This is a genomic window from Rhizobium sp. KDH_Rht_773_N, assembly GCF_052946295.1.
The window spans coordinates 1,609,419-1,627,510 of the sequence record NZ_CM129525.1; the positions used below are offsets into that span (position 1 = coordinate 1,609,419).

At 62.7% G+C, this 18,092-nt stretch carries 18 protein-coding genes, 1 tRNA gene and 1 pseudogene; 5 read left to right on the top strand and 15 right to left on the bottom strand.

Annotation, left to right across the window (positions count from 1 at the left end):
- Positions 1–13 precede the first annotated feature (13 nt).
- On the top strand, positions 14–643 hold the full coding sequence (gene upp, locus ACU8HS_RS08225) for a uracil phosphoribosyltransferase (RefSeq protein ID WP_112565653.1): 630 nt from the start codon (positions 14–16) through the stop codon (positions 641–643).
- Positions 644–768: 125 nt separating this feature from the next.
- Positions 769–1,338 (top strand): TIGR02281 family clan AA aspartic protease, encoded by a 570-nt coding sequence (locus ACU8HS_RS08230; RefSeq protein WP_447015731.1) that lies wholly within the window; start codon positions 769–771, stop codon positions 1,336–1,338.
- Positions 1,339–1,343: 5 nt separating this feature from the next.
- Here the strand turns inward: ACU8HS_RS08230 and deoA are convergent, their stop codons facing one another.
- The 9 genes from deoA to ACU8HS_RS08275 all read right to left on the bottom strand — a co-directional run bounded on the left by deoA (position 1,344) and on the right by ACU8HS_RS08275 (position 9,937).
- On the bottom strand, positions 1,344–2,651 hold the full coding sequence (deoA, locus tag ACU8HS_RS08235; RefSeq protein WP_447015732.1) for a thymidine phosphorylase: 1,308 nt from the start codon (positions 2,649–2,651) through the stop codon (positions 1,344–1,346).
- A gap of 1 nt (position 2,652) precedes the next feature.
- On the bottom strand, positions 2,653–3,429 hold the full coding sequence (deoC, locus tag ACU8HS_RS08240) for a deoxyribose-phosphate aldolase (protein ID WP_112754245.1): 777 nt from the start codon (positions 3,427–3,429) through the stop codon (positions 2,653–2,655).
- 21 nt (positions 3,430–3,450) lie between these two features.
- The gene (locus ACU8HS_RS08245) at positions 3,451–4,245 is read right to left on the bottom strand and encodes a purine-nucleoside phosphorylase (protein WP_447015733.1); all 795 of its coding nucleotides are present in this window, start codon (positions 4,243–4,245) and stop codon (positions 3,451–3,453) included.
- On the bottom strand, positions 4,242–4,631 hold the full coding sequence (locus ACU8HS_RS08250; RefSeq protein WP_112565037.1) for a cytidine deaminase: 390 nt from the start codon (positions 4,629–4,631) through the stop codon (positions 4,242–4,244). Before ACU8HS_RS08250 ends, ACU8HS_RS08245 begins: the two co-directional genes overlap by 4 nt.
- A gap of 1 nt (position 4,632) precedes the next feature.
- Positions 4,633–5,604, bottom strand: coding sequence for an ABC transporter permease (locus ACU8HS_RS08255; RefSeq protein WP_447015734.1), 972 nt, complete (start codon positions 5,602–5,604; stop codon positions 4,633–4,635).
- 10 nt (positions 5,605–5,614) lie between these two features.
- On the bottom strand, positions 5,615–6,718 hold the full coding sequence (locus ACU8HS_RS08260; protein ID WP_447015735.1) for an ABC transporter permease: 1,104 nt from the start codon (positions 6,716–6,718) through the stop codon (positions 5,615–5,617).
- Between the two features lie 7 nt (positions 6,719–6,725).
- Positions 6,726–8,237 carry an ABC transporter ATP-binding protein gene (locus tag ACU8HS_RS08265; protein WP_447015736.1) on the bottom strand — a complete coding sequence of 504 codons (1,512 nt, stop codon included), beginning with the start codon at positions 8,235–8,237 and terminating at the stop codon, positions 6,726–6,728.
- A 72-nt stretch (positions 8,238–8,309) separates the two neighbouring features.
- Positions 8,310–9,302, bottom strand: a complete 993-nt coding sequence (locus tag ACU8HS_RS08270) for a BMP family lipoprotein (RefSeq protein ID WP_112565032.1) — start codon at positions 9,300–9,302, stop codon at positions 8,310–8,312.
- 317 nt (positions 9,303–9,619) lie between these two features.
- Positions 9,620–9,937 carry a hypothetical protein gene (locus ACU8HS_RS08275; protein ID WP_112705687.1) on the bottom strand — a complete coding sequence of 106 codons (318 nt, stop codon included), beginning with the start codon at positions 9,935–9,937 and terminating at the stop codon, positions 9,620–9,622.
- A gap of 224 nt (positions 9,938–10,161) precedes the next feature.
- On the opposite strand from ACU8HS_RS08275, the gene ACU8HS_RS08280 reads away from it, so the two are divergent.
- Together ACU8HS_RS08280 and ACU8HS_RS08285 are read left to right on the top strand one after the other, a co-directional pair.
- A tRNA-Ser gene (locus ACU8HS_RS08280) sits at positions 10,162–10,251 on the top strand.
- A 241-nt stretch (positions 10,252–10,492) separates the two neighbouring features.
- Positions 10,493–10,699 carry a hypothetical protein gene (locus ACU8HS_RS08285; protein WP_113412617.1) on the top strand — a complete coding sequence of 69 codons (207 nt, stop codon included), beginning with the start codon at positions 10,493–10,495 and terminating at the stop codon, positions 10,697–10,699.
- A gap of 128 nt (positions 10,700–10,827) precedes the next feature.
- On the opposite strand, the gene pncB is transcribed toward ACU8HS_RS08285, so the two are convergent.
- Together pncB and ACU8HS_RS08295 are read right to left on the bottom strand one after the other, a co-directional pair.
- The gene (pncB, locus tag ACU8HS_RS08290; RefSeq protein ID WP_112565023.1) at positions 10,828–12,132 is read right to left on the bottom strand and encodes a nicotinate phosphoribosyltransferase; all 1,305 of its coding nucleotides are present in this window, start codon (positions 12,130–12,132) and stop codon (positions 10,828–10,830) included.
- Between the two features lie 163 nt (positions 12,133–12,295).
- Positions 12,296–12,523, bottom strand: a pseudogene (locus ACU8HS_RS08295) (hypothetical protein); the annotation flags it as partial.
- 251 nt (positions 12,524–12,774) lie between these two features.
- On the opposite strand from ACU8HS_RS08295, the gene ACU8HS_RS08300 reads away from it, so the two are divergent.
- Positions 12,775–12,945, top strand: a complete 171-nt coding sequence (locus ACU8HS_RS08300; RefSeq protein WP_377313794.1) for a hypothetical protein — start codon at positions 12,775–12,777, stop codon at positions 12,943–12,945.
- Between the two features lie 94 nt (positions 12,946–13,039).
- Here ACU8HS_RS08300 and ACU8HS_RS08305 read toward each other — a convergent pair whose 3' ends face one another.
- Genes ACU8HS_RS08305 through ACU8HS_RS08320 form a run of 4 tightly spaced genes read right to left on the bottom strand, consistent with a single transcriptional unit; the run spans position 13,040 to position 17,866 of the window.
- On the bottom strand, positions 13,040–13,999 hold the full coding sequence (locus tag ACU8HS_RS08305; protein ID WP_447015737.1) for a 2-hydroxyacid dehydrogenase: 960 nt from the start codon (positions 13,997–13,999) through the stop codon (positions 13,040–13,042).
- Between the two features lie 8 nt (positions 14,000–14,007).
- On the bottom strand, positions 14,008–15,636 hold the full coding sequence (locus ACU8HS_RS08310) for an ABC transporter ATP-binding protein (protein ID WP_447015738.1): 1,629 nt from the start codon (positions 15,634–15,636) through the stop codon (positions 14,008–14,010).
- Complete coding sequence (locus ACU8HS_RS08315; RefSeq protein ID WP_112565013.1) at positions 15,633–16,781, bottom strand: ABC transporter permease; 1,149 nt, start codon at positions 16,779–16,781, stop codon at positions 15,633–15,635. The genes ACU8HS_RS08310 and ACU8HS_RS08315 overlap by 4 nt, the downstream gene beginning before the upstream one ends.
- The gene (locus ACU8HS_RS08320; protein WP_112565011.1) at positions 16,781–17,866 is read right to left on the bottom strand and encodes a microcin C ABC transporter permease YejB; all 1,086 of its coding nucleotides are present in this window, start codon (positions 17,864–17,866) and stop codon (positions 16,781–16,783) included. The genes ACU8HS_RS08315 and ACU8HS_RS08320 overlap by 1 nt, the downstream gene beginning before the upstream one ends.
- Positions 17,867–18,092: the final 226 nt, after the last annotated feature.

Here is an 18,092-nt window from a genome sequence, read left to right on the forward strand (position 1 = left end):
GGAAGGTTTCCCCATGGACGGCGTCACAGTCATCGATCATCCGCTCGTGCAGCACAAACTCACCATCATGCGGCGCAAGGAAACCTCGACCGGCAGCTTCCGCCGGCTGCTGCGCGAAATCTCGACCCTGCTCTGCTATGAGGTGACGCGCGATCTGGAGCTGACGATCGAGACGATCGAGACGCCGATTCAGCAGATGGAAGCGCCGATCCTGGAAGGCAAGAAGCTGGTCTTCGCCTCCATCCTGCGCGCCGGCAACGGTCTCTTGGAGGGAATGCTCGACCTCGTGCCTTCCGCCCGCGTTTCGCATATCGGCGTCTACCGCGACCACGAGACGCTGCAGCCGGTCGAATATTACTTCAAGGCACCCGAGGATGTGGCCGAGCGCCTGATCATCGTCGTCGATCCGATGCTGGCGACCGGCAATTCCTCGATTGCCGCAATCGACAAGCTGAAGGAACGCGGCGCCCACAATATCCGCTTCCTCTGCCTGCTGGCGGCGCCCGAAGGCATCAGGAACTTCCGCGCCGCCCACCCCGACGTTCCGGTGTTCACGGCGGCGATCGACAGCCATCTGAACGAGAAGGGCTATATCGTGCCCGGTCTCGGCGATGCCGGCGACCGCATGTACGGCACCAAATAATTACGGTTCTCTTTACCAGTTCGAAAGACTCGACAGGCCCGGTGCTTCGTTCCGGGCCTTTTTCATGCCGCCGTTAGCAACTTTTCAGCACTTATGGCTTAGCTGCTTGAAGCATGAGGCCTCGCATGAAGCGGGGTTTATACAGGAAGGATTTCTGTTTCATGCTCATGCGCACCGTCATATTTGCCAGCATCGCGGCTGCGCTGGCGACCCAAGTGCCTTCCCTGCTCACCCGCACGACGCAGCAGCCCGGCAATGCGATCTCGGCCAATTTCGTTTCGGCCGAAGACAGCGCGCCCGACACGTCCGGGGCGATTTCCAGCGGCGGAACGATGCGGCTGCAGGCCGACGCGCAGGGCCACTATACCGGCAGTTTCAAAATCAACGGCAAGCCGGTGCAGGGGCTGATCGATACCGGCGCGACCTATGTGGCGCTCAACGAAAGCCTTGCCCGCAGGCTCGGTTTTTCCGGCAACCAGCTCGATTTCCGCTATGCGGTCAATACGGCGAACGGACAGACCAAGGCGGCGCATGTGACGCTCGACCGCGTGGAAATCGGCGGCATTCGCGTGCGCAGCGTCGAAGCCTTCGTGCTGAAGGACGAGGCGCTGAGCGGCACGCTGGTCGGCATGAGCTTCCTGCAGAAGCTCGCCTCCTATTCCGTCGCCGACGGCGCGCTCAGCCTGAAACAGTAATTCCGTCAGATCCGGCCGGCGATAACGGGGGGAAGCGCCGGCTTCTCGTCGGCAATGCGATAGTTTGCGGCAAGGGCCGCGACAGCCCTTTCGGCCGAAGCCTCGTCGGCAGCGTGAACGAGCGCGACCGGATCGCCCGCATTCACCCGCGTTCCGAGCGGCAGCAGACCGGTGAAACCGACGCTGTGGTCGATCCTGTCGGCCGGATGGCGCCGCCCGCCGCCAAGGTCGATCACGCTGACGCCGACATCGCGGGCGTCGCAGGCCGCGAGCCAGCCACCGCGCGAGGCCGGAACCGCCCGCTCGACCGGCGCCCTGCGCAGATAGGCATCGGGCCGCTCCAGAAGATCGGCCGGGCCGCCGAGCATATGCACCATGCGGGCGAAGACGTCCGCGGCGCGGCCGGAAGACAGCGCGGCCTGCGCCCTGCCTTCGGCCTCGATCAGCGAAGCGGCAAGGCCCGACCGTACCAGCATTTCGGCGGCAAAGGCCAGGACTACGGTTTCAAGGCGGGTGCCGCTCTTTCGGCCGGCGAGAAAATCGAGGCAGTTGCGCACCTCCACCGCATTACCGGCGCTGTCGGCCAGCGGCTGGTTCATGTCGGTGATCAGCGCCGATGTCTTCACGCCCGCGCCGTTTGCGACCTCCACCAGCGAATGCGCCAGCACGATTGCCTGCTCAGGATCGGCCATGAAGGCGCCGTTGCCGGTCTTGACGTCGAGCACCAGCGTCTCAAGGCCGGCGGCAAGCTTCTTCGACAGGATCGAGGCCGTAATCAGCGGGATGGAATCGACGGTCGCCGTCACGTCGCGCACGGCATAGAGCCTGCCATCGGCTGGCGCCAATGCGCCGGTCGGGCCGATGATGGCGCAGCCGGCCTCCTTCACCACCTTGCGGAAGAGGGCGGCATCCGGATTGATCGTATAGCCCGGAATGGATTCGAGCTTGTCCAGCGTGCCGCCGGTATGGCCGAGGCCCCGGCCGGAGATCATCGGCACGGCCAGGCCGCAGGCGGCGGCGATCGGGGCAAGCATCAGCGACACGTTGTCGCCCACGCCGCCGGTGGAGTGCTTGTCGGCGACCGGGCGGTCGATGCCCTGCCAGGAGAGCATGTCGCCGGAGCGCGCCATGGCGAGCGTCAGCGCCACCGTTTCGGTGCGCGACATGCCCTTGAACCAGACGGCCATGGCGAAGGCGCCGATCTGGCCTTCCGACAGGTTGCCGGCAGCCAGCGCCGCGACGAAGGCATCGATATCGCCTGACGGCAGTTCGGCGCCGTTGCGTTTCTGGCGGATGATCTCCTGCGGGATCATCTCAATAGCTCGAAACCGCTGCCGGCTTCGGCTCCGTGCCGGAAAGCACGGCCAGGATATTGTCGAGCAGGCCGGAGGCGCCGAAACGGAAGGTGGAGGGCATGGCCCAGTCCGGCGCCATGATGGTTTCGGCGAGGCTGAGATAGAGAGCAGCATCCGCGACCGTCGAGATACCGCCGGCGGGCTTGAAACCCACCTTGCGGCCGCTCTCCCTGATGGCGCGGATCATGATGTCGGCCGCTTCCAGCGTGGCGTTGACGGCGACCTTGCCGGTGGAGGTCTTGATGAAATCGGCGCCGGCCTCGATCGCCAGTTCCGAGGCGCGGCGGATGAGGGCCGCGTCCTTCAACTCGCCGGTCTCGATGATGACCTTCAGGAGAACGGGCGCCACGCATTCGGCGCGCACGGCCGCGACCATGTCGGTGACGGCCTTCTCGTTGCCGGCCATCAGCTTGCGGTAGGGTATGACGAGATCGATCTCGTCGGCGCCGTCGGCAATCGCCTCGCGCGTTTCGGCAGCGACATCGGCGATTTCCATGTCGCCGGAGGGGAAATTGACGACGGTTGCGATGCGGACCGGATGGCCCTTGCCGAGCACCGTGCGGGCATGGGCGACGAAACGCGGCCAGATGCAGATTGCAGCACTGTTGCCATAGGGCGTCTGGGCGCGGGCGCAGAGCGTATCGATCTGCTCCTTGGTGCAATCGTCCTTCAGGTTGGTCAGGTCGAGAAGGGAAAGGGCGACGGCGGCCGTTTCCCGGCTGGAATGGCTGTTCATGTTCGCGTCCTCCGCCGGCAATCAGTTTCCGGCAATCATTTCCTTGAGTATGGCGGCCAGACGGGCGCCACCGACGGGCGCCATGTCCTTGGTTTCCTCATGGCTGAGCTCGTTTCCGGTCATGCCGGCCCCATAGTTGGTGATTACGGAGGCCGCCGCAACCCTCAGCCCCAGCATTCTTGCAATGATGACTTCCGGCACGGTCGACATGCCGACGGCATCGGCGCCGAGAATGCGGGCCATGCGGATTTCGGCCGGCGTCTCGAAGCTCGGGCCGGAGAACCACATGTAGACGCCGCTCGAAAGCGGGATATCAAGCGTCTTGGCGGCATTGCGCATCGCCGCCGAAAGCTCGGCGTCATAGGCATTGGTCATGCCGACGAAACGGTTGTCGCTCTCGTGTCCGATCAGCGGGTTCATGCCGGAATAGTTGATATGATCGGTAATCTGCATGACCGAGCCGGGCGCCATCTCCTCCTTCAGCGATCCCGCCGAATTGGTGAGGATCAGGGCCTCGACGCCGAGGGCCTGCAGAACCTCGATCGGCACGCGCATGGCGTTGGCATCGCCCTTTTCGTAATAGTGGACACGGCCCGAGAGCATGATGACCGGAACCGAACCGAGATGGCCGGCGACGACGTTTCCGGCATGACCGGAGACGGCGCTGACCGGAAAGCCCGGCAGGTCCTTGTAGGGGATGCAGACGGCATCCGTGACCTGATCGACCAGTGAGCCGAGACCCGAGCCGAGCACGATGCCGTAGCGGGGCTTCATCCCGCCGAGCAAGGCAGCCAGCAGATCGACGGTCGCGCTCATCCGAGTTCGGTCTCAAACGAGAAGGGCAAAAGCTCTTCCATGGTCATGGTCTTCTTCACGCCGGCCTCGTCGCAGAGATAGATCTTCGTGTCCCTGGAGGCGAATTCCGAGATCTTCTGCCGGCAGCCGCCGCAGGGCGGGCAGAGCGGCAGTTTTTCGGCAATGACGGCCATTTCGACGATCTTCCTGGCGCCGCCCATGATCATCGCGCTGATCGCCGTCGGCTCGGCGCACCAGCCCTGCGGGAAGGAGAGGTTTTCGATATTGGCGCCGGTATAGACCTTGCCGTCCTCGGCGCGGATCGCAGCGCCCACCGGAAACTTCGAATAGGGCGCGTGCGCGAAGGCCATGGCGCCGCGGGCGGCTTCGAACAGGTCGTGAGACATATCAACGCTCCTTCGTATAGGGCACGCCGCCGGCCTTCGGCGGGATCGCGACGCCGATGAAGCCGGCGAGCAGCACACAGGTGAGGATATAGGGCAGCGCCTGGAAAACCTGAACCGGCACCTCGCCGATCAGCGGCACCTGTTTGCCCTGCATGAAATTCGCCAGCGCATCGAGAAAGCCGAAGAGCAGGCAGGCGAACATGACCGGCACCGGCTTCCACTTGGCGAAGACGAGGGCGGCGAGCGCGATATAACCCTTGCCGGCCGACATGTCCTTGATGAAGGCGGCCGACTGGGCGATCGCCAGATAGGTGCCGGAGAAGCCGCAGAGGATGCCGGCGCACATGACGGCGCGGTAGCGCAGCCAGCTCACCGAAATGCCGGCCGTATCCACCGCACCCGGATTTTCACCAACGGCGCGCAGGCGAAGGCCGAAGCGGGTGCGGTAGAGCACCCACCAGGAGAAGGGCACGGCGAGGAAGGCGAGATAGGTCAAGATATTGTTGCCGGAGATCACGCCCGCATAGAGCGGGCCGATAACAGGCACGTCTCGCATGGCCTCGGCACCAGGAAGCGTGATCGGCTGGAAGCGGGCTTCCGGCGAAAGTTGCGGCGTGCGGCCGCCCTGCTGGAACCAGGCCCCTCCGAGCACGATGGTGATACCGGCGATGAAGAAGTTGATGGCGACGCCCGAAATGATCTGGTTACCGCGATTGGTGATCGAGGCAAAGCCGTGGACGACGCTGAGCGCCACGGAGCAGGCCACACCGGCGCCGAGGCCGGCCCAGGGAGAGCCGGTGAGATAGGCGACACAGGCCGCCGCAAAGGCCGAGCCCAGCATCTTGCCTTCGAGACCGATATCGAAGATGCCAGCGCGCTCGGAAAACAGGCCGGCAAGGGCGGTAAAGATCAGCGGGATCGAGAGCCGGATGGTGGAGCTCAGAACGCTGATGAAGATTTCATAATAATCCATCGTCCGTCCCTCAGGCTCGCTTGAACTGCTGGTAGATGAGCACCATTGCCGGGCGGAACATATATTCGAGCGCACCGGCAAACAGGATCACCAGACCTTGGATGACGAGGATCATCTCGCGGGTGATGCTGGGCATTTCGAAGGAGATCCAGTCGCCGCCCTGATAGAGCACCCCGAAGAGAAGTGCTGCAAAGATAATGCCGAGTGGATGGTTTCGCCCCATCAGCGAGACAGCGATGCCAACGAAACCTGCGCCGCCGACGAAGTCCAGCTGCAGGCGAGCCGACGAGCCCATGACCGGGTTCAGCGCCATCATGCCGGCCAGAGCTCCCGACAGCATCATGGCAATAATGACGATACGGGCATAGGGAATGCCGGCGTAGGATGCGGCGGTCGGGCTGACGCCGAGTGTGCGCATCTCGAAGCCGAGCTTGGTGCGCCAGACCAAAAGCCACACGAACCAGGCGGCGAACAGCGCGATGATGAAGGAGACGTTGAGCGGCGCCGCACCGAGCTTCGAACCGAACATTTCCATCAGCCATGTCAGCTTCGGTAACTGGCCGCCCTCAAGGAAGGTGCGGGTTTCCGGCGCCATCTTGCCGGGCACTTTCAGCACATGCACCAGCATGTAGTTCATCAGCGTGGCAATGATGTAGTTGAACATGATCGTCGTAATGACAATATGGCTGCCGCGCTTTGCCTGGAGCCATGCCGGAATGAAGGCCGCGGCTGCGCCGAAAAGGGCTGCACCGACGATGGCGACCGGCATGGTCACGTACCAGGGCACGTAATTGTCGAGCGACAGCGCCACCAACGCACAGCCGAGGCCGCCAAAATAGGCCTGTCCCTCAGAGCCGATATTGAAGAGGCCGGCATGGATGGCGACAGCGACCGAGAGGCCGGTGAAGATGAAGCTTGTGGCATAAAACAGCGTGAAGCCGATGCCTTCGCCGCTGCCGAAGACGCCCTCAAAGAGCAGCGAAAGGGCGGCGAGCGGGCTTTCGCCGATCAGCCAGACGACGAAGCCGGAGATCAGGAAGGCGACGATCAGGTTCAGAAGCGGGACCAGACCGTAATTGATCCATCGCGGTAATGTTACGGAAGCAGTGCTCATCGAGGCCTCACGCGGCAATGCCGGCCATCATCAGGCCGAGGGTCTGTTCACCGGCATCGGGCGTCTTCTCGCCGACGACATGGCCGGCGAACATGACAAGGATACGGTCTGACAGGGCGCGGATTTCGTCGAGTTCGACGGAGACGAGCAGGATGGCCTTGCCCGCATCGCGCATCTCGATGATCCGGCGATGGATGAATTCGATGGCGCCGATATCGACGCCGCGGGTCGGCTGGCCGATGATCAGCATTTTCGGATCACGCTCGATCTCGCGGGCGACGACGATCTTCTGCTGGTTGCCGCCGGAAAAATTCGCCGTTTTCAGGCGCGGGTTCGGCGGGCGGATATCGTATTTCTCGATCTTCTCCATCGCATCCTTGCGGATGGCATCGAGATCGAGCAGCGGGCCGCGGCTGTATTCCGGCCGGCGGTGATAGCCGAGCACGGCATTTTCATATTCCTCGAATTTCAGGACGAGGCCCATATGGTGGCGGTCCTCGGGAATATGGGCAAGCCCGAGTTCGCGCAGACGCGCCGGATCGGCCTTGTCGATCGGCTGGCCGTCGAGCAGGATTTCGCCCGAGGCTGGCTTGCGGATGCCGGCGATCGCCTCCAGCAGCTCCGACTGGCCGTTGCCGGCAACCCCGGCAATGCCGACGATCTCGCCGGCGCGCACGTCGAAGGAGACGTTGTCGACCATGGTGACGCCGCGGTTGTCCTTGACCGTCAGGTTGCGGACGGAGAGCACGACATCGGCGGGCTTGGCCTCGCCCTTCTGGACGCGCAAGAGCACGCGGCGGCCGACCATGAGCTCGGCCAGCTCCTCCACCGTCGTTTCGGCCGTCTTACGGGTGGCGACCATTTCGCCGCGGCGCATGACGGAGACCGTATCGGTGATCGCCATGATTTCGCGCAGCTTGTGGGTGATGAGGACGACGGTCTTGCCCTCGTCGCGCAGCACGCCGAGGATACGGAACAGGTGATCGGCCTCGGCCGGCGTCAGTACGCCTGTCGGCTCGTCGAGGATCAGGATCTCGGCGCCGCGATACATGGCCTTGAGGATTTCCACGCGCTGCTGCAGGCCGACCGGAAGCTCTTCGATCAGCGCGTCCGGATTGACCTCCAGGCCGTATTCGGTCTCCAGCCGCTTGAGTTCGGCGCGCGCGGAGGCCACTCCCCTGGCGAGCAGCGCGCCGCCTTCGGCGCCGAGCATGACGTTCTCAAGCACGGTGAAATTGTCGACCAGCATGAAATGCTGGTGCACCATGCCGATGCCGGCTGCGATGGCCGCCTGGCTGTCCCGGATGGTGATGGGCTGGCCGTTGACGCGGATCTCGCCGCTGTCGGCCTGATAGAAACCGTAGATGATGGACATCAGGGTCGATTTGCCGGCACCATTTTCCCCGATAATGCCGTGGATCGAGCCCTTGGCGACGGTGAGGTTGATGTCCTTGTTGGCGTGGACGGCGCCGAATTTCTTGTCGATGCCGACAAGTTCGATAGCGGGCTGATCTGTCACAGCGGGCTCCAGATAAGAAAAGGGCGTATGGCGAAAACCCTTGTCCGCCATACGCCCGATCTCAGTTTCGACTCACTTCGGGCAGGCGTTGTCCGTGGTGTAATCGTGAACCTTGACGGTGCCGGCAATGATGTCGGCCTTGGCCTTGTCGACGGCGGCCTGCATTTCCGGCGTGATCAGCGACTTGTTGTTCTCGTCCATGGCGGCGGCAACGCCATCTTCCTTGATGCCGAGCGCCTGGACGCCAGCCGTGAACTTGTCGTTCTTGGTGTCGTTATAGGCGTTGTAGACGGCGAGATCGACGCGCTTGACCATCGAGGTCAGGACGGAGCCCGGATGCAGGTGGTTCTGGTTGGAATCGACGCCGATCGACAGTTTCTTGTTGTCGGCCGCCGTCTGCAGGACGCCGAGACCGGTGGCGCCGGCGGCCGCGTAAACGACGTCGGCACCCTGGTCGATCTGGTTCTTCGTCAGTTCGCCACCGCGAACCGGGTCGTTCCAGGCCGCACCCGTCGTGCCGGTCATGTTCTGGAAGACTTCGATATCAGACTTTACGGAACGCGCGCCCTGCTCGTAGCCGCATTCGAACTTGCGGATCAGCGGAATGTCCATGCCGCCGACGAAACCGACCTTGCCGGTCTTGGACGCCATGCCGGCAAGAACGCCGACGAGATAGGAGCCTTCCTCTTCCTTGTAGAGGACGGAGCGGACGTTCGGCTTGTCGACGACGGCATCGACGATGATGAACTTGGTGTCGGGGAATTCGGCGGCAACCTTCTCGACGGCCGAGGTCCAGGCGAAGGACACGGCAACGACCGGGTTGAAGCCGCGGCTTGCGAAGTTGCGGATCGCCTGCTCGCCCTGGGTGTCGCCGGTCGGCTCGAAGTCACGGTAGGCGATGCCGGTTTCGGCCTTGAACTTTTCAGCGCCGTTATAGGCGGCTTCGTTGAAGGACTTATCGAACTTCCCGCCGGTGCCGTAAACGAGAGCCGGCTTGATGTCGGCGGCCAGCGCCGTCGTCGACATCGCTGCCACGGCCAAGAGGGTAAGAAGGGATTTTTTCATGAGTTTGCAGCCCTGTTGTTGCTATTTGTTTGGGGTCCTCCCGCAAGCCTTTTGAAGGCATGTCTGCGGAACCACCGACCTCCCCCCGGAGGCCTGGCTGCGTGCATCCTTGCATGGCTCAACGAAAAATTCACGAGAAATTTTTCGGTTGGTAAAGATTTGCCATCATTGCCGAATTTCGGTCCTTGAGTACCGATTTCCAGGCAAACTACCTTCTAAAATGCGAATTTTCTAAGCAATGGCGCAAGCGCAGCGGCACAATCGCCCCGTTCTTTCCGTAACCGCCCGTTGCAGCCATGCCTGCGCCGCACGGGTTGTCAGGCGGTGAACCGGCCGGCCACCGGCGGCTTCCTGTAGCCGATCATCCACAGGATGAGCGACAGGACCAGCAGCACGGCAAAGGCCGGCTGCAGCATCAGCCACTGGAAGACGAAAGCGTAAAACCGCGGATGGACGTAATAGGAAACGGACGATTGCAGGGCCGACAGCGTGGAGGGGCTGACTTCCTCCCACGCATCGAACATCGGGGTCATGATGACCTGCGAGGATGCGACGGACTGGATCGAATCGATGGTCCCGGCAATGACCGCAACTGCCAGCGCAAACAGGCTGGCAAGACGCAACAAGAAACGCATCAAATCCTCCGACGACGGGTGTGCCCTGATTGTCCGGCGAGCCGCGCCATTTCCGCACGAACCCAGAGATAGGCTGGCAGCAGAGACGGCGCAATGGACGGCATGAGCGCAGTTTTATCGGAAGAAGTCAAAAAACTGTTAGATTTGGGTTGATCGGCAAAAATTCATCGGTATATATCGCGCCGTTCCGACGATTTGCTCCTCTCCGGGTGCGAAACGCAGATGGACAGGTGGCCGAGTGGTTGAAGGCGCACGCCTGGAACGCGTGTGTACGTGAAAGCGTACCGAGGGTTCGAATCCCTCTCTGTCCGCCATTTTCTGCTCCATAGCTAGTTGGAGCGCTTCGTTGTTTGCGAGGCGTTGGCTCGCAATACAAATTCGACTCACAGTTTCGGTTCTGACCGGCAATCGCCGACGAGTTATCTGGACTTTCGCGCTCTGTTCCGCCTGACGAAATCCGCGCCTTCTCCACAACACGACCATAACACGATAGCCTGGCCCAGATTTTCAGCGCGTAGCCACTTCATTGCCAACAACGCAAACGGGAGACCAGCGATGGCGATTTTCAAGGCTGAGGACGAAGCGATCGGGACGATCATCCTGGTGGAGGAACTGTTTCAAAGCTTGGTCAAATCCGGCATCGTGCCCGCATCCGTTATGGCGGATGTCGTGCGCGGCGCGGTTGCGAGGCTGGATACGACCGATCATTTCGGCGCGGGGGCGGCTGTGCGGCACTATTTCGAAAGCTGGCTTTCGAAATAGATAGTCTTTCCGGCCGCACAGGGTGCAGGGTGCGCCGAAAAACGGGCGCGGAGTTTTATGGCCGGCAGGGGGGACGAGACGCCACCGCCGCCACGGCAGCGCCTTTTTCATCTGCCCGGAGCAGCACCTCAGACCAGCACGGCCTGATCCGTGCGGTCTTCGGCGCCGAAGAATTTCAGGTAGCGCTCGACCTCGGCCGGCTCGCCGGTCGCCTTCTGCGGATTGTCGGAGAGCTTGACGGCGGGGCGGCCGTTGGCGTCGCTGACCTTGCAGACGATGGAGATCGGCAGGAAATCGGACGTGTCGGTCGGCGCGCAATCGGCAAAATCGTTGGTCAGGTTGGTGCCCCAGCCGAAGCTCATGCGCACGCGGCCTTCGAAATGCCGGTAGGTATCGATGATTGCATCGACATCGAGGCCGTCGGAAAAGATCAAAAGCTTCTGGCGCGGGTCGCGGCCCATCTTCTTCCACCAGTCGATGATCTTTTCGCCGCCTTCGATCGGCGGGGCGCTGTCCGGGCGGAAGCCGGTCCAGTCGGCCACCCATTCCGGCGCGTCGCGCAGGAAGGCGGCCGTGCCGAAAGCGTCCGGCAGCACGATGAGCAGGTTGCCGCCGTAAAGCTTGTTCCAGTCGCGCAGCACCCTGTAGGGCGCGTTCCGCAGCTGCTCGTCCGTTTCGGCAAGGGCGGCGGCCACCATCGGCAGCTCATGCGCATTGGTGCCGACGGCTTCGAGATCGGAATCCATAGCCAGCAATACATTGCTGGTGCCGGTGAAGGCCGGGCCGATGCCTTCCTTCAGCGCTTCCACGCACCAGCGCTGCCAGAGGAACGAGTGGCGGCGGCGGGTGCCGAAATCGGAAATGCGCAGGCCCGGCAGCTGGCGCAGCTTTTCCACCTTGGCCCACATCTTGGCCTTGGCGCGGGCATAGAGCACGTCCAGCGTGAAAGGCCCCATTGCCTTCATGGCCGCGCGCGAGCGCAGCTCGTTGATGATGGCGAGGGCGGGGATTTCCCACATGGTCGTTTCCTTCCACGAGCCGTGGAAATCCAGCACATATTGCCCGTCCTTCTTCGACAGCTCGTATTCCGGCAGCTGGAAATTGGAGAGCCAGGCGAGGAATTCCGGCTCGAAGATCTGGGCGCGGCCATAAAAGCTGTTACCGGCAAGCCAGATCATTTCCTTCTTGGCGAGCCTCAGCGTGCGGGCGTGGTCCAGCTGTTCGCGCAGCTCGCCCTCGTCGATCTCTTCGGCAAGGCGCACGCGCCTGGTGCGGTTGATGAGCGTGAAGGAGGCGTTCACATCCGGATAGAGCTTCCAGATCATCTGCAGCATCAGGAGCTTGTAGAAATCCGTATCGATCAGGCTGCGGATGATCGGGTCGAGTTTCCAGGTGTGATTGTAGACGCGCCTTGCGATATCGGTCCTGGCCATGAAGCTCCTGCCTGTCCGTCAATCCGGTCAGGTGCGGCCCTCTGACGGCCAGCGCACAAAACCGGCTCGTGCGCTTTCTTATCGAAAAATCGATCGGCAAAGTCCAGAAAAAACAACAGGCAATGTGGCGCCGCCAGCAAGCCCGCTACCGCGCCGGCGGGGCGGCCTCAGCCGGAGCCGGGCCATTGTTCTGCGGGGCGATGTCATCGGCCTGCTTCTCGCCCCAGATCGCGACGGGTATCCAGACGAGGAAAGCCAGCACCAGCGCGGCAACCAGCACGGCCAGGATACGATAGCCGGTGCGGCCCTGCCTTGCCCTGACCGGCGCAATGCGCTGTTCGGCGTGAAACTTGCGATCGGACCTTTCCCACCGCATTCCCGTATGAGCCATGGTCGTCTCCTTGCGGTAATCCGCGGGGCAAGGCCTGCGGAGCTTGTGCAGGAAACGAGGAGCGGCGCGGATGGTTCCGAAGGGAGGTTCTTTCGCGTCTGCGTCAACATGGCCGGTGTTGTCTGCGGCAGTTTCGCGGTAGTGCTCGCTCCCGATCGATAGCGTCAAGTCATAGCCTGGAAATATCCGAAATGTGGGATTGGGTCCCTGTAGTCTTCGTTACGTTCAAGGTCTTCGCCTTGGGAACGGCCATGTTCTTCGCCATCAAGTGGCATTTCGATCGAGCAGAGGTAGGGGATAGGCGAGCGGTCCTGCGCATGGGCGGCACGATGGCCGCAGTCTTCACTCTGGCGCTCGTCGGCGTGGGGCTCGTCGCCTTCGTCCTCAGCAGCAAGCTCGGTTTGGACTTGCGCCTCCCGTGATCCCGGTTAATCGTTGCAGCTGTTCGTCCGCCTGGGCCCGGAAACCGCCATTGGCGGCGCCTGCCGCATAGTTTCCCATTTTGCGCGACGCGCTTTAATAGCCCGCCTTGCGATCGACGACGAATTGCAGCGGCTCGCCGCGTTCGAAACGGGCGATCTGGGTTTCGACATGGCGGAAGAGCGCGTTTTCCTCCGAGATCGCCGCGTCATGCGGGGTGATGAAGACGTTTTCCAGATGCCAGAGCGGGCTGTCGGACGGCAGCGGCTCGACCTCGAAGACATCGAGCGAGGCGCCGCCGAGCACGCCGCTTTCGATGGCAGCGGCGATATCGGCTTCGACCTGGCTCCTGCCGCGGCCGGCATTGATGAAAACCGGCCTGCCGAGCGCGCCGCCCTGGCGCAGCCTGGCGAAGAAGGCCTTGTTGTAGAGGCCGGATGTTTCCGGCGTCAGCGGCAGCAGGCCGACGACGATATCGGTCTTCGACAGAAAGGTGTCGAGCTCTCGGCCGTCGAAGGTTTCGATGCCTTCGACATGTTTCTTCGAGCGCGACCAGCCGATGACGTTGAAGCCCATGACCCTGAGCTTGGCGACGGCATCCTGGCCGAGAATGCCGAGGCCCATGACGCCGACGGTGATTTCGGCCGCTTCCGGCGGCACGAGCTTGCCCCAGGCGCGGTCGCGCTGGTGGCGGTCGTGGGCGCGCTGCAGGCGCAGGTGCATCAGGCACTGCAGGACCACCCATTCGCTCATGCGCGTCGTCAGGCTGCGATCGACGAAACGGACGATCGGCAGATCGGGCAGGTCGGGAATGGAGAGGATGCTATCGACCCCGGCGCCGCCGGAAAAGAGCACCTTCAGGTTCGGCGCGCGCCTGAAAATATCGGCATCCGGTTTCCAGAGCAGGGCGTAGTCCACGCCGGTCAGGTCGAGTGCCCTGCTTTCGGGAGCGGCAGCATTGATGCTGCCGCGATCGGCAAAGGCGGTCTTGAGGATACGGGCGACGGTTTCGGGGTCGAACTTGAGATCGACGAGGATGGGCGGTCTTGCTGACATGGTCTTCTTTACTGCTGAACTGCTGGCGTCGGCACAGCCTCGATATTGAAGGCGGCGGCCATCAGCGCCCTTGTGTAATCGTCCTTCGGGGCGCGGAAGATTTCCGCCGACGGCCCCTGCTCCACCACCTTGCCGAAGCGCATGACGATGACGTCGTTGGCGAGCGCTTTCACCACCTTCAGGTCGTGGCTGATGAAGAGATAGGCGAGATCGTGCTTCTTCTGCAGGTCGCGCAGGAGATCGACCACCTGCGCCTGCACGCTCATGTCGAGCGCGGAGGTCGGCTCGTCGAGCATGACGAAACGCGGCTTCAGGACCATGGCGCGGGCAATGGCGATGCGCTGGCGCTGGCCGCCGGAAAATTCATGCGGGAAGCGCCAGCGGGTGAGCGGATCGAGGCCCACTTCCTCCAGCGCCCAGCAGACGCGCTGGTCGCGCTCTTCGGCCGAGAGCGAACGTTCATGCACCTTCAGCCCCTCGGCGACGATATCGCCGACCGACATGCGGGGGCTGAGCGAGCCATAGGGGTCCTGGAAGACGACCTGCAGCTGGTTGCGCAGCGGCCGCATATCGGTGAACGAATAGCTGGCTATATCTTTCCCGACGAAGGAGATGCGGCCCTGCGAGGAGATGAGGCGGGTCAGCGCCAGGCCGAGCGTCGTCTTGCCGGAGCCGGATTCGCCGACGACGCCGAGCGTCTGGCCGGCGCGCAGCGTCAGGTCGATGCCGTCGACGGCCTTGACGTGATCGACGACCTTGCGCATGAGGCCGGCCTTGATCGGGAACCAGACCTTGATGTCGCTGCCTTCCATGACGACGGGCTTGGACGGATCGGTCAGCGGCGGTTCGCCGCGCGGCTCGGAGGCGAGCAGGTGGCGGGTATAATCGTGCTGCGGATCGGTGAAGACCTGTTCCACCGGCCCGGTCTCGACGATCCTGCCCTTGGTCATGACGCAGACGCGGTCGGCGAATTTGCGCACAATGCCGAGATCGTGGGTGATGAAGAGCATGGACATGCCGTGCTCGCCCTTCAGCCTGCGCAGAAGTTCGAGGATCTGCGCCTGCACGGTGACGTCGAGTGCCGTGGTCGGCTCGTCGGCGATCAGGAATTCCGGGCGGTTGGCGAGCGCCATGGCGATCATCACACGCTGGCGCTGGCCGCCGGAAAGCTCGTGCGGATAGGCTTTCAGGCGCTTTTCCGGCTCGCGGATGCCGACCTGGTTCAGGAGTTCCAGCACACGGGTGCGCGCGGCCTGGCCGGTGACGCCCTGATGCAGCGCCAGGATTTCGGCAATCTGCCCCTCGATCGTGTGGAGCGGATTGAGCGAGGTCATCGGCTCCTGAAAGATCATGGTGATGTCGTTGCCGCGCACGGCGCGCATCTCGCGATCGGACGCCTTCAGGAGATCCTTGCCCTTGAAGAGGATTTCGCCGGAGGGGTGGCTGGCTGCGGGATAGGGCAGAAGCCGCAGGATGGAGTTTGCCGAGACCGACTTGCCGGACCCGGATTCGCCGACCAGCGCGACAACCTCGCCCCTGGCGATATCGAAGGAGATGCGATCGACGGCAAGCGCGGTTTCGCCGCCCTGGTGGAAGGCGACCGAGAGATCGCGGACGGAGAGCAGAGTTTCACTCATTGGAACGTCTTTCTCGGATCGAAGGCGTCGCGCACCGCCTCGCCGATGAAGATCAGCAGGGAGAGCATGATCGACATGGTGAAGAAAGCGGTCAGCCCCAACCACGGCGCCTGCAGGTTGGCCTTGCCCTGGGCGATCAGTTCGCCGAGCGAGGGGGAGCCGGGCGGCATGCCGAAGCCCAGGAAATCGAGCGAGGTCAGCGTGGTGATGGAGCCGGAGAGGATGAAGGGCAGGAAGGTCAGGGTCGCCACCATCGCGTTCGGCAGCATGTGCCGCCACATGATGGTGCGGTTGTTGACGCCGAGCGCGCGGGCGGCCCGCACATATTCGAAATTGCGGGCGCGCAGGAATTCGGCGCGCACGACGCCGACGAAGCCCACCCAGGAGAAGAGCAGCATGATGCCAAGCAGCACGAAGAAGCCGGGCGGCAGGATGGCGGCGATGATGAGCAGGATGTAGAGCACCGGCATCGACGACCAGATCTCGATGAAGCGCTGGAAGAGCAGGTCCGTCCAGCCGCCGAAATAACCCTGGATGGCGCCGGCCGTCACACCGATGAGCGCCGAGCAGATGGTGAGCGCCAGGCCGAAGAGCACGGAGATGCGGAAACCGTAGATGACGCGGGCGAGAACGTCGCGCGCCTGATCGTCGGTGCCGAGCCAGTTGAGATTGCCGAGCCGGCAGCCGGGATCGTTGACCCCTTGCGGATAGGCCGAGCAGCGCTCCTCCTTCGACATCAGCCAGAAGGGCGCGGTCGGGGCCGAATGTGGAATGTCGGAATTGACCGACCGGTAGGAATAGCGGATCGGCGGCCAGATCATCCAGCCGTTGGCATCGATCTCATCGGCAATGACGGAGGAGCGGTAGTCCGTCTCGGCCAGGAACCCGCCGAATTTCTCTTCGGGATAGTCGATGATGACGGGGAAGAGGATCTCGCCCTTGTAGGAGGCGACGATCGGCCTGTCATTGGCGATGAATTCGGCAAAGAGGCTGAGCACGAAGAGGATCATGAACAGCCAGAGCGACCAGTAACCGCGCCTGTTGGCCCTGAAATTGTTCCAGCGGCGGACATTGGTCGGCGAGAGCAGGCCCTTGCGGGGCGGGCGCAGCGGCGTTGCGGTCGCCGGATTTGCGGGAGCATCCATCAGACGTCCCTCCGCTCGAAATCGATGCGCGGGTCGATCCAGGTGTAGATCAGGTCGGAAATCAGGCCGACGAAGAGGCCGAGCAGCGAGAAGATATAGAGTGTGGCAAAGACGATCGGATAGTCGCGGTTGACGACCGAGAGGTAGCCGAGGCGGCCGAGGCCATCGAGCGAGAAGATGTTTTCGATCAGCAGCGAGCCGGTGAAAAAGGCGGAAATGAAGGCGGCGGGGAAGCTTGCGATGACGATCAGCATGGCATTGCGGAAAACGTGGCCGTAGAGCACCTGCCGTTCGTTGAGCCCCTTGGCGCGCGCAGTGATGACATATTGTTTCTTGATCTCGTCGATGAAGGAATTCTTGGTCAGCAGCGTCGTCGTGGCGAAGGAGGCGAGCGACAGCGAGATCAGCGGCAGGGTCAGGTGCCAGAAATAGTCGAGCGGCTTCTGCCACCAGGAAAGCTGGTCGAAATTATCGGAAACCAGGCCGCGCAGCGGAAACCAGTCGTAGAAGGAACCGCCGGCGAAGAGCACGATCAGCAGGATGCCGAACAGGAAGCTCGGCACGGCGTAACCGACGATGATGACGCCGGAGGTCCAGACATCGAAGGAGGAGCCGTCTTTCACCGCCTTGCGGATGCCGAGCGGAATGGAGATGGCGTAGGAGAAGATCAGGATCCAGATGCCGAGCGAGATCGAGACCGGCAGCTTCTCGGCGATCAGGTCGAGCACTGTCGTATTGCGGAAGAAGCTCTCGCCGAAATCGAAGCGGATATAGTTCCACATCATTTCGAGGAAGCGGGTGAGCGGCGGCTTGTCGAAGCCGAACTGCTTTTCCAGCTTGGCGATCAGTTCCGGATCGAGGCCCTGGGCACCGCGATATTTCGCGCCGGCGTCGTCGAACTGCTGGCCGGCATCGCCGCCGCCGGAGAGGCGCTGGTCGGTGCTGTCTGCCTGCCCGGTCAGCTGGGCGATGACCTGTTCCACCGGCCCGCCGGGCGCGAACTGCACGACGATGAAGGAGATTGCCATGATGCCGACGATCGTCGGGATCATCAGAAGCAGGCGGCGAAGGATATAGCCCCCCATCAGTACATGCCGATCCGGTGGACAGCCGCCATGCTGCGACGTTCAGATTTCGCCAATTCCCAACTTTCCTTTTGTTCGCCCTTGCAGAGCATTTCCGTTTTTCCTCGAATCGCGGAAATGCTCCATCTGCTTGTTTTCATGCAATTGCGGGCGCAAACCGCCTCACGCTTGTGCCGGAATCGCTTTACGGCCCGATTCGCGCTTAATTTGGACGCCCTCGGCCCGC

What these genes read in the sequence shown, in the direction of transcription:
- upp (WP_112565653.1), top strand. Translation starts at nt 14, where the DNA reads ATGGACGGCGTCACAGTCATCGATCATCCGCTCGTGCAGCACAAACTC.
- ACU8HS_RS08230 (WP_447015731.1), top strand. Translation starts at nt 769, where the DNA reads ATGAAGCGGGGTTTATACAGGAAGGATTTCTGTTTCATGCTCATGCGC.
- deoA (WP_447015732.1), bottom strand. Translation starts at nt 2,651, where the DNA reads ATGATCCCGCAGGAGATCATCCGCCAGAAACGCAACGGCGCCGAACTG.
- deoC (WP_112754245.1), bottom strand. Translation starts at nt 3,429, where the DNA reads ATGAACAGCCATTCCAGCCGGGAAACGGCCGCCGTCGCCCTTTCCCTT.
- ACU8HS_RS08245 (WP_447015733.1), bottom strand. Translation starts at nt 4,245, where the DNA reads ATGAGCGCGACCGTCGATCTGCTGGCTGCCTTGCTCGGCGGGATGAAG.
- ACU8HS_RS08250 (WP_112565037.1), bottom strand. Translation starts at nt 4,631, where the DNA reads ATGTCTCACGACCTGTTCGAAGCCGCCCGCGGCGCCATGGCCTTCGCG.
- ACU8HS_RS08255 (WP_447015734.1), bottom strand. Translation starts at nt 5,604, where the DNA reads ATGGATTATTATGAAATCTTCATCAGCGTTCTGAGCTCCACCATCCGG.
- ACU8HS_RS08260 (WP_447015735.1), bottom strand. Translation starts at nt 6,718, where the DNA reads ATGAGCACTGCTTCCGTAACATTACCGCGATGGATCAATTACGGTCTG.
- ACU8HS_RS08270 (WP_112565032.1), bottom strand. Translation starts at nt 9,302, where the DNA reads ATGAAAAAATCCCTTCTTACCCTCTTGGCCGTGGCAGCGATGTCGACG.
- ACU8HS_RS08275 (WP_112705687.1), bottom strand. Translation starts at nt 9,937, where the DNA reads ATGCGTTTCTTGTTGCGTCTTGCCAGCCTGTTTGCGCTGGCAGTTGCG.
- ACU8HS_RS08285 (WP_113412617.1), top strand. Translation starts at nt 10,493, where the DNA reads ATGGCGATTTTCAAGGCTGAGGACGAAGCGATCGGGACGATCATCCTG.
- pncB (WP_112565023.1), bottom strand. Translation starts at nt 12,132, where the DNA reads ATGGCCAGGACCGATATCGCAAGGCGCGTCTACAATCACACCTGGAAA.
- ACU8HS_RS08300 (WP_377313794.1), top strand. Translation starts at nt 12,775, where the DNA reads ATGTTCTTCGCCATCAAGTGGCATTTCGATCGAGCAGAGGTAGGGGAT.
- ACU8HS_RS08305 (WP_447015737.1), bottom strand. Translation starts at nt 13,999, where the DNA reads ATGTCAGCAAGACCGCCCATCCTCGTCGATCTCAAGTTCGACCCCGAA.
- ACU8HS_RS08310 (WP_447015738.1), bottom strand. Translation starts at nt 15,636, where the DNA reads ATGAGTGAAACTCTGCTCTCCGTCCGCGATCTCTCGGTCGCCTTCCAC.
- ACU8HS_RS08315 (WP_112565013.1), bottom strand. Translation starts at nt 16,781, where the DNA reads ATGGATGCTCCCGCAAATCCGGCGACCGCAACGCCGCTGCGCCCGCCC.
- ACU8HS_RS08320 (WP_112565011.1), bottom strand. Translation starts at nt 17,866, where the DNA reads ATGGGGGGCTATATCCTTCGCCGCCTGCTTCTGATGATCCCGACGATC.